The sequence below is a fragment of the Bradyrhizobium ferriligni genome (assembly GCF_056837965.1).
This window is the reverse complement of sequence record NZ_JBXEJO010000001.1, coordinates 68,063-81,184: the sequence shown is the minus strand read 5'-3', so window position 1 is coordinate 81,184 and position 13,122 is coordinate 68,063. Positions and strand designations below refer to the sequence as shown.

The 13,122-nt window shown below is 59.8% G+C and carries 12 protein-coding genes; 3 read left to right on the top strand and 9 right to left on the bottom strand.

Going from position 1 to position 13,122, the window contains the following annotated elements:
* The first annotated feature begins 69 nt into the window (after window positions 1-69).
* Window positions 70-1,203: a glycosyltransferase family protein gene (locus AC1VNY_RS00420; RefSeq protein WP_482403674.1), complete on the top strand. Its 1,134-nt coding sequence runs from the start codon at window positions 70-72 to the stop codon at window positions 1,201-1,203.
* A gap of 172 nt (window positions 1,204-1,375) precedes the next feature.
* Window positions 1,376-2,857 carry a hypothetical protein gene (locus tag AC1VNY_RS00415; protein ID WP_482403673.1) on the top strand — a complete coding sequence of 494 codons (1,482 nt, stop codon included), beginning with the start codon at window positions 1,376-1,378 and terminating at the stop codon, window positions 2,855-2,857.
* A 17-nt stretch (window positions 2,858-2,874) separates the two neighbouring features.
* Here AC1VNY_RS00415 and AC1VNY_RS00410 read toward each other — a convergent pair whose 3' ends face one another.
* The 6 genes from AC1VNY_RS00410 to AC1VNY_RS00385 all read right to left on the bottom strand — a co-directional run bounded on the left by AC1VNY_RS00410 (window position 2,875) and on the right by AC1VNY_RS00385 (window position 8,773).
* Entirely contained in the window at window positions 2,875-3,363 is a 489-nt protein-coding gene (locus AC1VNY_RS00410) for a hypothetical protein (RefSeq protein WP_482403672.1), read from the bottom strand.
* A 15-nt stretch (window positions 3,364-3,378) separates the two neighbouring features.
* Complete coding sequence (locus tag AC1VNY_RS00405; protein WP_482403671.1) at window positions 3,379-4,950, bottom strand: lipopolysaccharide biosynthesis protein; 1,572 nt, start codon at window positions 4,948-4,950, stop codon at window positions 3,379-3,381.
* Window positions 4,913-5,965: a hypothetical protein gene (locus tag AC1VNY_RS00400; protein WP_482403670.1), complete on the bottom strand. Its 1,053-nt coding sequence runs from the start codon at window positions 5,963-5,965 to the stop codon at window positions 4,913-4,915. The genes AC1VNY_RS00405 and AC1VNY_RS00400 overlap by 38 nt, the downstream gene beginning before the upstream one ends.
* 68 nt (window positions 5,966-6,033) lie before the next feature.
* The gene (locus tag AC1VNY_RS00395) at window positions 6,034-6,687 is read right to left on the bottom strand and encodes a PIG-L deacetylase family protein (protein ID WP_482403669.1); all 654 of its coding nucleotides are present in this window, start codon (window positions 6,685-6,687) and stop codon (window positions 6,034-6,036) included.
* A gap of 5 nt (window positions 6,688-6,692) precedes the next feature.
* A complete protein-coding gene (locus tag AC1VNY_RS00390) occupies window positions 6,693-7,487 on the bottom strand; it encodes a glucose-1-phosphate cytidylyltransferase (protein ID WP_411783830.1) in 795 nt (264 codons plus the stop codon).
* Window positions 7,484-8,773, bottom strand: a complete 1,290-nt coding sequence (locus AC1VNY_RS00385) for a methyltransferase domain-containing protein (protein ID WP_482403668.1) — start codon at window positions 8,771-8,773, stop codon at window positions 7,484-7,486. Before AC1VNY_RS00385 ends, AC1VNY_RS00390 begins: the two co-directional genes overlap by 4 nt.
* A 207-nt stretch (window positions 8,774-8,980) precedes the next feature.
* Here AC1VNY_RS00385 and rfbC point away from each other — a divergent pair, with 207 nt between their 5' ends.
* Entirely contained in the window at window positions 8,981-9,511 is a 531-nt protein-coding gene (gene rfbC / locus AC1VNY_RS00380; RefSeq protein WP_482403667.1) for a dTDP-4-dehydrorhamnose 3,5-epimerase, read from the top strand.
* Window positions 9,512-9,515: 4 nt separating this feature from the next.
* On the opposite strand, the gene AC1VNY_RS00375 is transcribed toward rfbC, so the two are convergent.
* The 3 genes from AC1VNY_RS00375 to AC1VNY_RS00365 all read right to left on the bottom strand — a co-directional run bounded on the left by AC1VNY_RS00375 (window position 9,516) and on the right by AC1VNY_RS00365 (window position 13,028).
* Entirely contained in the window at window positions 9,516-10,835 is a 1,320-nt protein-coding gene (locus AC1VNY_RS00375) for a DUF4910 domain-containing protein (RefSeq protein ID WP_482403666.1), read from the bottom strand.
* 17 nt (window positions 10,836-10,852) lie between these two features.
* Window positions 10,853-11,923, bottom strand: a complete 1,071-nt coding sequence (locus tag AC1VNY_RS00370) for an NAD-dependent epimerase/dehydratase family protein (RefSeq protein ID WP_482403665.1) — start codon at window positions 11,921-11,923, stop codon at window positions 10,853-10,855.
* Window positions 11,924-12,044: 121 nt separating this feature from the next.
* Entirely contained in the window at window positions 12,045-13,028 is a 984-nt protein-coding gene (locus AC1VNY_RS00365; protein ID WP_482403664.1) for a GNAT family N-acetyltransferase, read from the bottom strand.
* Window positions 13,029-13,122 lie beyond the last annotated feature (94 nt).

The following is a 13,122-nucleotide window of genomic DNA, read 5'->3' as shown; positions in this document are numbered from 1 at the left end:
TGGTCGAGGGATTCCGGAAGTGGTGTGGCCGGCATTTTCCGGCGTTTGATAGGTCGGAGGCAGCGCCTCGTGGAAGGCAAGGTTTTACTCCTCTCGCAGCGTCGGATTTCCGATCTTGTCGCATTTTGCCTCAGCTATGAGTTCGAGGACAATTTGGCGGCGATGACGCGCGCCGATCGGTTCGATGTTCGAGATCGTGCTGCACTGGAGTTCTCGCGGCGAGTCTACAAGTGGACGCGCCTTGCATCAGGATCGACCAAACTGGCAGGTGTGCTGGCACCCTCCCCGCCGCAGCTGCGGCTGCAACGCGATTACGAACTGTTCTTTCCGATCTTCAGCAATGCGTATCAACTCCACGCGCTCGCCGCAATTCCCGACTGGCGCAAGCGGTGTCGCAAGGCCGCATGCTTCATCACTGAAGTCTGGGCAGACGACATCCCGGAGTATCTGATCGAGCTCCTGTCCGGATTTGATCATATATTCGTCGGCCTGCATCACTGCGCACCGCAGATCGCGCGCATAGCGGGTCGACCGTGCAGCTATCTGCCGCTGGCTGTCGACGTGGAGCGGTTCGCACCGAAGCCCGAGCAGCAGCGATCGATCGCCGTGTGCAACATCGGACGTCGTTCGGCGACGACCCACGCCGCGTTGCTGGCCGGCGCCGAGAGAGAGCGCTTCTTCTACTACTACGACACTGTGGCAGCGAGCGGTTCGAACCGGAAGGAAAGAACGTTCCGGGTCGACAATCCGGAAGAACACCGCATCATGATTGCGAATATCCTACAGCGCAGCCGCTATTTCATTGCCAATCGCAGCCACGTCAACAACCCGGAGTTCACGGCGGGCCGAGACGAGATTTCCGCTCGCTATTATGAAGGTGCTGCAGCCGGGGCAGTGATGGTCGGAGAAGCGCCCCGCACCGAAGAGTTTGCACGGCAGTTCGACTGGCCCGATGCCGTCATTCATGTGCCCTTCGATTCGCCGCACATTTGCCAGATCCTCGAAGCGCTGGACGCAGAGCCGGCGCGACTGCGAGCGGTTCAGAACGCAAACGTCCGGGAAGCCGCGCTGAGGCACGATTGGCTCTACCGCATACAGACGGTATTCGACATCCTCGGTATTGCTCACACCGACCTGATGAGCGCACGAGCCAACCGTCTGCGCCAGATCGCCGGATCCTTTGAGCTGCCAGCAGCCGCCTGAAATCGTCACCTCGGGTGGTACGGAGCAATGCGGCATTTCCGCCGGTTTATGGTTAACGCCCTGTTAAGCGGCGGCTGCTACATCCCAGCAGGTAGGCGATCTCGATCATATGATCGCAAGGGTGTCGCGAACGTCCGCAACGGTGGACAAACGTCAAGCTGCGTATCCAGGCATGAAACGCTCCAGTCAGCTTCCCTCGGCTCAAGCGGCCATCCTGAATGCGCCGCCTTTGCCACGTCAGGCAGACAGGCTTGCTGCACCTCTGCGACGGCGTGGCGCCTGGACGCAATTCGTCGAAGCCCGCCTGCGCGAGCCCGCAAATCCGGAGCGCGATCCCGCCGGACCGCCAGACAGTCCGACCGACGAGCATCCGACGGTCCTTGGCGAGGATCCGAGCTCGCCGAACGGTGGACCGACGGATGAAGCTCATCCGCTCCTTGACCTGGAGCAACCCCTGCAGCCGATTGTGCTCCCGCAGGATGAGGTCAGTCGGCGCCTGAATGAGGCCGCGGAGAACATCGGACGCCGGACGAACGTGTCTCGGCCCGATGCCGGGCCAGACGACGGGCCCGTCCCCCCTGCGGCCGATCCAAACGATGTTTCAGCGGAGGACTCCGACAACCGCCCGCAGCCAGCACCACCGGACTCGCATACCGGCTCAGCCGTAGGCTTGTACGCGACTGAGGCAGATGAAGGAGAGGGATTCAGTCCGGCCGCGGATCCAGGTCCGAACTCGGTGCCACCGGCGTCAATCCGTCTAGCAGTACAACCGCCCGTGCACACCAGCACTGCCGAGGCGAGCGTCGCGGTGCAGGAACAGCAGACGATACTAATCGAGAAGCTGATCGCCGAAGAACTTCAGAGCTCGCCGCGGGACCGACGTTCGGTCACCAGCGAATGGAAAGTGCGCAACTTTGTATGGTTCCTCGCTCCAACAACGGTTCTGCTGGCGATTGGGACCGGAATGCTCATGCGGGGCAATGTTGCATCCCTGTTCAGCACAGCACCCCAGGTTGTCAGCCATTCGAACGCGACGCCCGTTCAGCCGCCACCGCAAAGCGGACGCAAGCTGAAGCCGGCAATTGCTACTTTCGTACATCGCGCTCCGATCGAAGCAGCCGCGCCCGCACCACCCGCACGTTCACTGCCGACGACATATGGGATTTTTGCGTCAAGCAACGGGCGGATGATCCGGCTCGAGCCGATGAACATCCGCCTTCCCGACAGCCGGATCGCCGTGTCGGTATTGAGCACGAAGCCGGGCACCGTTGTGGTGCCGCACGGCCCGCTGTCGTTTGTCGCGTATCAGCGCGAGCTTATGACAAGCGCGCCCGACAACGCACAATTGCGCATTCTCGCCCAGGTCGCACGAACACCGTCGTCACCGGCAGTCGCCATGGCCAACGATGCCTGGGCGATCCGGTCCGTTTCCGTCGACCTGACCGTAGCGCCGGTCCCTGAAAACCGCGAGATGGTCGAGCTGCAGCCAGTGAACCCCGATCTCGTCCTCTCACCCGGCCGTTACGTGCTGGTCTTCAAAAACCAGGCCTACGACTTTGTCGTAGCCGGCAAGGTTACCGATAAGGCACATTGCCTCGAGAGGGCGGAAACGCCGGACGGCGACAGGTTCACCGAGTGTCGCAAGCTCCCGTAATGTAGGGCGGCCCGGTCCTAGGGCGGCGTCGACGCGACCGCGGCCGGCGGCAACTTCGTCGCTTTCGCAGTGGCGGCACCGACGCTGAGCTGGCCGGTCCTACGCCAAAGCAGCAGCCCTGCTCCGCCGCCGATCGTACAGATCGTAAGCAGCACAATTTCCCCGCGCCCCAATCCTCCAGAGATCAGCGCGTAGGGCAGCATGCCCAGCCCCATCCAGAAGAGCTTTTGCCACTGGTAGGAGTCGTACCTCTTGCCAAGATTGCGACGCTTGAACCACAGATCTTTCGCTTCGCGCGAAAACGGAAGAACACGTCGGCACACGGCTGGACCAAGGCGAAGCGCGAGCAGCAGGGCGAGAAACATCGGCAACGCGACCACGATACGATCGTCGCCCCCTGACAGCAGTCGGAAGACCGGCAGAATGCAAAGGCCGAGGCCGATCCTCAGAAATGCCCCGGCGGGCCACGTGTCCAAGTTAATCAGGAAGCGCTCAAAGGAGGTCATGGGCGTAATCCAGGATCAGGAGTTGACTTGCAGTCGTACAATGCCGAAATCGCGTAGCAAGGACCACGCGAGTTGCAGTGGCCGCGTGATCCTGAAGACCCCGACCACGACAGTCAGGTAGGCCGTCACACAGATCACGCTCGCGACGGGAATTCTCAGCAACCGCGGCAATTCCTGCAGGAATGCCTCCTGTATCGAGAAAGCGACCGCGACCGCGACCAGCGCAGCAATGGTCTGCGGCGCTGTCGCGCGCAGGACGTCCCCGATTGTGATCCCGACAGGCCTGCCGGCATAGACGAGCGCAGGAACGAACAGCACAAACATGGTGACCGTGTAGGCGATCGTCACTCCGACCACACCGAACGGCAGTCCGGCTGCAAGCGCAACCAGTTGGCAGATTGCACTGAAGATGCCCCATCGCATCCACCGATCGGGACGCCCGACTGCGACATGCACCCAGCCGAGAGTTCGCTCGATGCAGTCGGCAATGCCGCGAATGGCGAGGATGCAGAGCAAGGGGCCCGCGGGAGACCATTTCTCTCCGAGAAGTACGATCACGATGTCATGAGCGCTCACGGCCAGGGCCGCGAAGGCAGGCCCCGAAAAGTAGCAAAGCAATGACAGCGCGCCTTCCCAGGAGCGCTTCAGTTCGGCCGCACTGTGCTGGAGCTTACTCAGTCCCGAAACCGCGATGTTGTGCAGCGGCTCACTGAGAATCGACAGCAGGTTGTTGTAGATCGTGAAGGCGTTCTGAAAATAGCCAAGCGGCCCTGCACCGAGGAAATACCCCATCGCGATTCTATCCGCCGAACGAGCGAAGTAATCCGTCATGGTGAAGCCGGTGACTCCCAACCCGAACCGCAGCAGTTCCTTGACCATTGGCGTGAGCCTCGGCCTGCCCGGTATCCATCGACAGGCGGTCCAGGCTCCCACGACGGTCAAAGCCGACGTTATGATCGGCTTGGCGATCAGCGCCCAGTAGCCCCAGCCCGAAAGCGCCAGTCCAACGCTTGCAGCGCTTCCGATGATGTTAGCCGATATGTCGATCATCGCGATGCGGCGAAACTGCATTGCCCGACGCATCAGCGCATAGTGTTGCGTCGACAAGGCCATCATCAGGAAGGTCACCGATAACGCCAACGCCATGCCCGCGAGCGATGGCTCGCCGAACGCACGCGCTATCCACCGACCGGACGCAGCCAGCACCACAGCCAGCAGGGCGCCGATCAGAACATTCAGCCAGAACAACGTGCTGACCTCGGCGCGTGAGATGCTGCTCCGCTGGGCGGAAGCCTCGCTCATCCCGAGATCGACGAAAAGGGGCGCAAAGCCGATCAGGGCCAGCATCATGGCCACCAACCCGAAATCATGCGGTCCGAGCAGTCGCGCCAGTACGATCGTGGAGGCCAACTGAACGAAGATATTCAATCCGCGCGCAGCAATGAACGCCACGCCGCTGTGCAGCGACCTGCGGCCAAGGCCAGAGTATGGCTTGTTGTCCGCAAAATACTGATCGGTGCGTTCGTTCCGATGCACGCGTCGTTCCCGTTCAATTCGCTGGATTCTGGCCTTGAGGTACCCGCTCAAGCCAGATTTCCCGCCAATAGGGATAGATGGCGCGCGGGCAGAAGCGGCGGCAGATCGCATAGCGCGCCTCACACACGACATCCTTCAGGATGATCGCGTCCGTCTTGAAACGGACCATCTTGCACGAGCCTTCGTCGATGATCTGCCTTTGACGCCTCTCGACCTCGTACTCGCGTTCCGTGAACGGTACCATCTCCGGATCGAAATACAGGCCGCGATTGCGGTAATTGCAGTCCAGCGTCTCGAGGATGTCCTTGTACGGCTTGACGCGCACGACGTCGCCCACCTGCAGATCAAGCCGGGACTGCGGGACCTTGCTACCCTCCGGCACACCGAAGGGCCTGATCGGATAAGGTACGCCACCTCTCATGCGCTGGAATGTGTCGTAGATCCAGCGCATCGCGGTGCCAATGCCCAGCCCTGCTTCGGTGACCGTGCGCCAGACCGAGAAAGTCAATCCGGCGACGAGGTCCTGCAACCGAACGTTACCCGAAGTGTAGTCCTCGACATACTGACGCGGATCCCACCACTTCAGGGGTTGCGTGGCGAATTTGACCTGCGTGTTCTGGCAAACGTAGGTCGGCTCGGTTTCGCCGACCTTCGGCGGATGCTTGATCGTGCTCCACAGCGTTTCCTCGCTGCAGCCGCCAGACCTGAACGGCTTGCCAGCGCCATCTGGCGACGGCCCTTTCTCGCCCGCCGGCTTCAACCAGGCGTCCTTCCAGAATATCAGGCAGGCCGCCTCGCAGCCGTCATGAGCCGCGCCGTTGCAGCGGATGTTCTCGAGATGGACCGTGTTCAGCATCTTGCGCCCGCCGATACCGAGCGCCGGATCGCAGGTCTTGTGAGCTCGCTTGCCGACGCGAAGCGTCTTGCCGCAATGCTTCAGCATCTCGGGCATGAAGGGCATTTCCTCCAGGCGGCCGTTGGCATCCAGCGTCGCGAGGATCTCCTCCTTGCTTCTGACCTCCACCAGGTCACCAGCGCGAAAGATGCTTGAGAATAGCGTGCTCATATCGTGCGCCTTGAGATACACCCTGCAATCAAAACTTCACCGGCTGCGTGACGTCCACGCAACCATCGTCAGATCAGTGTCAACTTTCGCCCGAAAAATGCCTCGGCGAAGCGTTCCGTAGCCCTGCACTCCATGCCCCGAATCCGTGCGAGGCCGCGAAAGGTGTCTGCATCGAACCACTGCTTGGATCGCTGCGTCCCGAAATGCTTGAGCAGGAGTTCAATCTTACGATCGAGCGCCGCCGCCGATACCGGCATGTAAACGTTGGGTTGACCGAAGTCGCCATCCCACTTCGGGATCTCGTATTCCAGAATCTGATGATCACGAAACGTGTTCCAGGTCAGGCGGCAGACCTGACGATGGTCCTGGTGAGCATCATCTCTGCGATGCGTCAGAATGACGTCGGGCTCGACCCGCCGCTTCAGCGATTCAAACCATTCCTTGATGGCCTCTCCCATTTCCGGGAAAAATCCATCGGGAAACGACAGCACCTCGACATTCGCGGATGCAGCCCCGCACAAGAAGTCGGCCGCCGACGCTCTGGCTTCAGCCTCCCGTATGGCGCCACCGCTTAGAACGCACCAATGCACGTCCAGCTTGATACCGCGCTCGATCAGACCCAGCAGCGTCGCTCCCGCGCCGATTTCGATATCATCCGAATGGGCGCCAAGGCACAGGATCGACAGATGGTCTCCGGGCCTGGCAAGCTGCAATGCTCTCATTCCGGTTACGCCGCGCTGGCTACCGACGAGTGATTCAGTCGCCACGGCGTGTCGCCGCGCTCCACCATGTCCTCCAACACTTGTCTGTCGCGCAAGGTATCCATGGCACGCCAAAAACCCTCATAGCGATAGGCCATGAGGTGACCGCCCTCGATCAAACGGTTGAACGGTTCCTGGACGAGCTCTTCTCCCTCCTTGATGTAGTCGAAGATTTCGTTGCGGAAGATGAAGTAGCCGCCGTTGATCCAGATCTCGGACTCCTGGCTGGAGCGAATCCGCTGCACCGACCCCTCGGCATCAAACTCGGCAAGGTGGAAGCTGATCGGTGGATGGATCGCCACGAAGCAACCGATCTTTCCGCTTTCCTTGAACTTCTGGATCACGTCAGGCAGCGGCGCGTCGGTCAGCCCGTCGCTGTAGTTCGCAAGGAACATCTCCTCGTCCTTGACGAGATGGCGGACGGCCAGCAGGCGCTGCCCGATGTTGCGCCATGTCCCCGTATCCACCAGCGAAACCCGCCAGTCCGGCTGATGTTCGCCGATTAGCTCGACCTTCTTGCCGTACTCCGAAATCACGCAGTCGCTGTTCGCAGTCGCGCGATAATTGAGGAAGTAATCCTTGATCACGTTCGCCTTGTAGCCAAGGCACAATATGAAATCATTGTGATTGTATTGGCTGTAATACTGCATCACATGCCAGAGGATCGGCTGATGGCCGATCGGGACCATCGGCTTCGGTATGCTCTCCGAATACTCGCGGATCCGCGTACCGAGACCGCCGCAAAAAAGGACAACCTTCATGGCGCAACCTCGCGCGGATCAATGATTTCGACGTTAGGAATCGGAACGATGAATTTGCAGCCCCAGTCCGCGACATGCCGCATTTGCGCGACAATTTCCTTCTTCAAATTCCAGGGAAGGATGAACAGGTAGTCGGGGCGAGCCTCGTCGATGGCTTCGACCGGAAGGATCGGAATGTGCATTCCCGGCGTATAGCGGCCGTGCTTGTAGGGGTTGCGGTCCACGGTGAAGTCGAGGAAGTCGGTTCCGATGCCGCAATAGTTCAGCAGCGTATTGCCCTTGCCGGGAGCGCCATAGCCGCAGATCCGCGCGCCCTTGTTCTTGCTCGCGATCAAGAACGACAGCAGTTCGCGCTTGGTGCGATGAACCCGCGATGTAAACTGCTCGTACTGACCTATGTCTTCAAGGCCGATCCGGCGCTCATGGGCCAGCAGTGCGGTCACCGCGGCGGAGACAGCGTGAGTCGCGTCGGCGCGGCAGAGATAGACGCGAAGCGAGCCGCCATGCGTTGGGATCTGCTCGACGTCGAAAACCTTCAGGTCATGCCGCCGCGCCAGACGATCGATCGTTACCAACGAGAAATAGGAGAAATGCTCGTGATAAATGGTATCGAACTGATTTTCGTCGATGAGCCGCTCAAGATGCGGAAACTCGAGCGTAATCACTCCTTGCGGCGCAAGCAGGCACGCCATTCCGGCGGTGAAATCGTTTAGATCCGGAACCTGGGCCAGCACGTTGTTGCCGATAATCAGATCGGCCCGCTTGCCATCCGAGACTAGCTTCTGCGCGAGCTCCAGGCCGAAGAACTCGACCATTGTCGGGACGTTCTTCTGCCTCGCAACTTCGGCCACGTTGGCCGCCGGCTCGATTCCCGTAACCGGCACCCCGAGCGGCAGGAAGTGCTGCAACAGGTAGCCATCGTTGCTCGCGATCTCGTAGACGCGGCTCTCGGCACCAAGGTTCAGCCTGGCCTTGATCATCTCACAGTAGCGCCGCGCATGTTCCACCCACGACGTCGAGTAGGACGAGAAGTAGGCATACTCGGTGAAGATATGCTCCGGTTTGACGTATTCCTGGAGTTGCACCAAGAAGCAGGATCCGCAAACCACGGTGTGCAGCGGATAGTACGGCTCCATGGCGTCGGTCTGGTCGGCTGTGAGAAAACTTTCACACAGAGGCGACATTCCCAGATCGACAAACGTCGATTTCAACGTCGCGCCGCATAGACGGCAGTTACCGTGAGAGGATTTCGATCGAATCGATTCGAATCTCGAGTGAGCGTTCATTGGGCCGTACCATGAATATAGGATTGCCGAATATAGGATTGCCGGCGCTTAAATCGGGCTCTTTAGATTGAATTTATCGTATGAAAGCGAACAATATGAAGCGATATCGAACAACAAGGTAAACCACGCAAATGCTGAAAATTTTAGTAAAATTGTATAGAACTGGTCGTCGACAATTGGCCTCTCGGTCGGGAGTGGATACGTCCCATGCGTTTTGAAGCAACAGGACTTGACGGAGCGTGGCTCGTCAAACTCGAGGCTGCACACGATGAGCGCGGCTTTTTCGCGCGCACGTTCTGCGAAGACGAGTTTCGCGCACACGGGCTCGTGACCAGATTTCCCCAGCACAGCATCTCGAGTTCCTCGCGCAAGGCGACATTGCGCGGAATGCACTTCCAGAATGAGCCGCACGGTGAGGTTAAACTCGTGCGCTGCCTGAACGGATCGATTTGGGACGTCATCGTCGATCTGCGTGCGAGCTCGCCGACCTTTCGTCAATGGCGCGGCTTCGAGCTTTCGGCGGAGAACGGTTCGCAGCTCTACATCCCGAAGGGGTTCGCACACGGCTTTCAAACCTTGAGCGACAACGTTCAGGTCAATTACCTGATTTCGGAATTCTACGAGCCTTCGGCTGCTAACGGCGTCCGATACGACGATCCGATGTTCAGCATCAGCTGGCCTCTGGCCGTCAGCACGATCTCCGATAAAGACCTGAACTGGCCGCTTCAGGGTGCGTGAGCGCTTACCGCACGGGCGCGAGGAGCCCGTGACGCTCGAGCACCTTTGCCGTCTTCAGAATGACCGGGAACGGCAGGTCGGCACGCCTGGCGATATCAAGCAGCGAATGGTGTCCATCGGACAGATTTAGAATCCACAGCATCGCCATGTTGGCTGCGGCGGCATCCTTGTCGCCGCCGATCGCACCATAGAGTCCGCGTCTACCCAGCTGCGGTTCGCCCCTCGGCGACGTGTTATAGTAGCTGCGGTTGCCTTCGAGCAGGTCGATGACTTCGGAAATGATGCGGAAGGATTCTCCGAGGTGCTCCGGCCGAATGAAGCTCAGGTCGTCGGCCGAGGTGTGATACTGGGGGATAGCACCGAAGCGGCTGCGCTGAAACAATCCCACCGGCAGGTTGAACCCAGGCGAACAGTATTGCCGCTCATCATAGCCGTAGGGCGAAAACTCCAATATCGTCGGCATCAGCTTGCAATGCTGCAGCGTGTGCATCATCGCAAGGTCGATTTCAGCATCGCCCTGCCTGCTCTTCTTGTATGTCGGGCCGGCGCCGTCGCCGACCATTGACACCACGAGGCCATGCTTGATGCGAGACACACGATGCTCGTTGCGGGCAAGCCAGGTGATCGCGCCAATCGTCCCTGGCGCAAAGAGAAACCGATAGCTGTATCGCGTTCGCATCTGGGAGATGCGGCTCGCGAGCTCCGCAAGCAGGGCCAGGCCGGAACAGTTGTCATTGGCAAGCGAGGGATGGCAGACATGCGCCGACAGAAGCACCTCGTCGTCTGACTCTCCCCGGTGAAAATACTCACCATAGGTCAAATGCCCGTCGGCGAGGCTCGAGTCGATCACGACCTCGTAGCTATCGTCCCGCAGTTGCTCCAACTGTCGGTGGGCCATGCAGAAAGCCCAGTTCTCCTGGTAGTAAGACGTTCGGTACGGGACAAGGTCCGGCTGATCGGGCAATGTGAAGATATGAGGCTTAAGCTCGTCCAGCGACATGGTGCGGCGCACCGGCACGCTGTAGCTCATCACATGCAGGTTCGATTCGTTGAAATCGATAACCTTCCGGCCCCGCGGGTCCTTGATGTACGCGTCCCGGATGTTCCACTCGCGCGGCACGACCCAGTCGAGAACGGGTGTACCGGTCGGCACCTCGTGGACATCAAGCGAGATGTGCGCGCAGATCTCCCGAAGGGTCTGCCGCACACCGTTGCCGGTGATGCTGCGGCAGATCGGGTAGATCCTTTGGGCAAGCGAAAAGATCTTTGCGCCTGAACTTGTGAGATCGTCTGCCGCCGACACGCCGTCCTCCTGGTGTGTCAAATCGATCGGCGCGTGTATTAGTTTGCGGCGAGAGCCGATTGCCCGGCACTCTGCCTCGACTTTACATGGCGGAGATCCGCATCGAGCACACTGTCCACCAGCAACTTGTTGACGTGGCTGATACGCTGATACCGGGGACCTTCGAACTCTTCGAGCGTGATGCCCGAGGCCCGGTAGGCCTTATAGAGCTGTTCCGCGCCCATCTTCGCATCCCATTGCGGCTTGAACTCCGGCAGCCGGGTTCGGATCTTTTCGAAGCTCACGCGATAGGACCGCGTGTCGGGACCGGCGCCATCGGCAAATTCGATCTGACAGCCAGGGACAACATCAGCGACAATCATCGCGAGATCGCGGATCTGGTAGTTGTGCGCCGTCTGGCCGACGTTGAAAGCCTCATTGAACACCGCCGCCTCGGGAGCTTCCATCGCCGCGATGAAGGCGCGGGAGATGTCCTCGATGTGAACGATGGGCCGCCAGGGCGTGCCGTCCGATTTCAAGAAGATCTTTCGCGTTGTCACCGCCCAGGCAACGAGGTTGTTCAGCACGACATCGAATCGGAGCCGGGGAGATACGCCGTAGGCCGTTGCGGGTCGCAGGTAGACCGGGCAAAATCCGTCACCGGCGAGGCCGGCGATATTGCGCTCGGACTGCACCTTGGATTCGCCATAGGCAGTCACCGGGTTGAGCGCTCCGGTTTCGTCGATCATCCCGTCGCCCGCCTTGCCGTAGTTGCTGCAGGAGGACGCAAACACGAACCGTCGCACGCCGGCTTGCTTGGCCAGTTGCGCGAGGCGCACGCTGGCTACATGATTGATCTGGTCGGTGAGGCCAGGCCTCAGATTGCCGAGCGGATCGTTCGACAGCGCGGCAAGATGCAGAACGGCGTCGAAAGCCTTCAGATCGGCAAGTTCGACGTCTCGCGTGTCCTTGCGGATGGCCGGCACATCCACGATCGACCCGCCCTCTGCAAATGTGCAGCGAGAGTACAGATCGCTGTCGAGGCCCACGACTTCGTGCCCGGCACGCCGTAGCATCGGGGTAAGCACTGTTCCGATGTAGCCGAGATGTCCGCTCACGAGAACGCGCATCTTAACGCCTCCAAATTTATTCTGTTTCTATCCCCCCTACTTATTTCAAAATCGCTCGCTGATGCACGTGTTTGTAAAACCTTAGTTAATGGCGCGCATTGAAATTGCGGGAGCGATCCGCTCAAGACGACGGGAAATGGTTGAGTCGTACGCCATGATCGTTGACGTCGCTGGCAGCGGCGCCAGCCGAGAGACGCCGCAGCAGCGCTTGGGGAACTCTGCGTAGTTGCCGGTGAAGCCGGTAACGAATGGTGGAACGGCTGACGTCGAAGCGATTGGCCAGTTCTCCGCCGAACGCCACAACGAACTTGTATCGCGCCTCGTTTTCAATTCCGCCATCGAAATCGAAATGAAGGCCCCGCTCGTGCGCCAGCTCGATGCCACTCCAGAGGAGCAGACTTACTGCGCCTGGATGCGCAATGCTCCTGTCCCGCGACGACAGGAAATAGTGCACGAACTTGTGGTCCCAGACGAAGACGACCTGGGCGTGGACGTTGTTGTTCGAGTCCACCGCCGCCAGGATCTTGCATTGCTGTCGCTCGCTCGCGGCGGCATAGACAGCTTCCAATCGCGAGAGGTCGAAATACGACTTCGCGCCCTCCAGGTTGGCCTGGTAATACTTCACGAAGTATTTTGCGGACGTGACTTCGCGAATGACGAGCCGTTCCCGCGCGCGTCGTATCACGTTCTTCGTCTTGTCGCGCAATCCCGACCAGAGCTCGTCTCGGGGGCTCGTGCATTTCAGCATGAAGGTCGGATGCGCCCGCACCTCGTAGCCGCACGCGAGGAACGCGGCGACATCGCTGAACCCGGTATCGAGCGTCATCTCGACGTGATCGAAATCCGCGACCTGCTTGAGCAGATCAGTGATGACCGCATGCGCCAACCGCATGCGCGCTTCCGTCTTGCCGGACTGCAGCGTGACTGTCGGTCCGAGAAAGCGCGTGATTTGAGGCATTTCGCATATGCTCATCCCGCCTTCAGTTCGCGTGACGAACCGGAGAGAACCCACGACGCGCCCGCCACGCGAACAAGTGACTTCGCGCCAGCTGCCGGGAGCCAGCGCATCCAGCCACCAATCCTCGTGAAAGACCGATTTGCGCATCAAATTCCTCTTCCGGAGACTAACCGGATAGCGAAACGGCAATCTGATTAAACCAAAACGTGCAGAAATGCCCAACGTCCGCGCGGATCAGAAG

Coding starts and splice junctions, on each gene's coding strand:
- AC1VNY_RS00395 (WP_482403669.1), bottom strand. CDS start 6,687: ATGAGAGCATTGCAGCTTGCCAGGCCCGGAGACCATCTGTCGATCCTG.
- AC1VNY_RS00415 (WP_482403673.1), top strand. CDS start 1,376: ATGAAACGCTCCAGTCAGCTTCCCTCGGCTCAAGCGGCCATCCTGAAT.
- AC1VNY_RS00410 (WP_482403672.1), bottom strand. CDS start 3,363: ATGACCTCCTTTGAGCGCTTCCTGATTAACTTGGACACGTGGCCCGCC.
- AC1VNY_RS00400 (WP_482403670.1), bottom strand. CDS start 5,965: ATGAGCACGCTATTCTCAAGCATCTTTCGCGCTGGTGACCTGGTGGAG.
- rfbC (WP_482403667.1), top strand. CDS start 8,981: ATGCGTTTTGAAGCAACAGGACTTGACGGAGCGTGGCTCGTCAAACTC.
- AC1VNY_RS00385 (WP_482403668.1), bottom strand. CDS start 8,773: ATGAACGCTCACTCGAGATTCGAATCGATTCGATCGAAATCCTCTCAC.
- AC1VNY_RS00370 (WP_482403665.1), bottom strand. CDS start 11,923: ATGCGCGTTCTCGTGAGCGGACATCTCGGCTACATCGGAACAGTGCTT.
- AC1VNY_RS00390 (WP_411783830.1), bottom strand. CDS start 7,487: ATGAAGGTTGTCCTTTTTTGCGGCGGTCTCGGTACGCGGATCCGCGAG.
- AC1VNY_RS00365 (WP_482403664.1), bottom strand. CDS start 13,028: ATGCGCAAATCGGTCTTTCACGAGGATTGGTGGCTGGATGCGCTGGCT.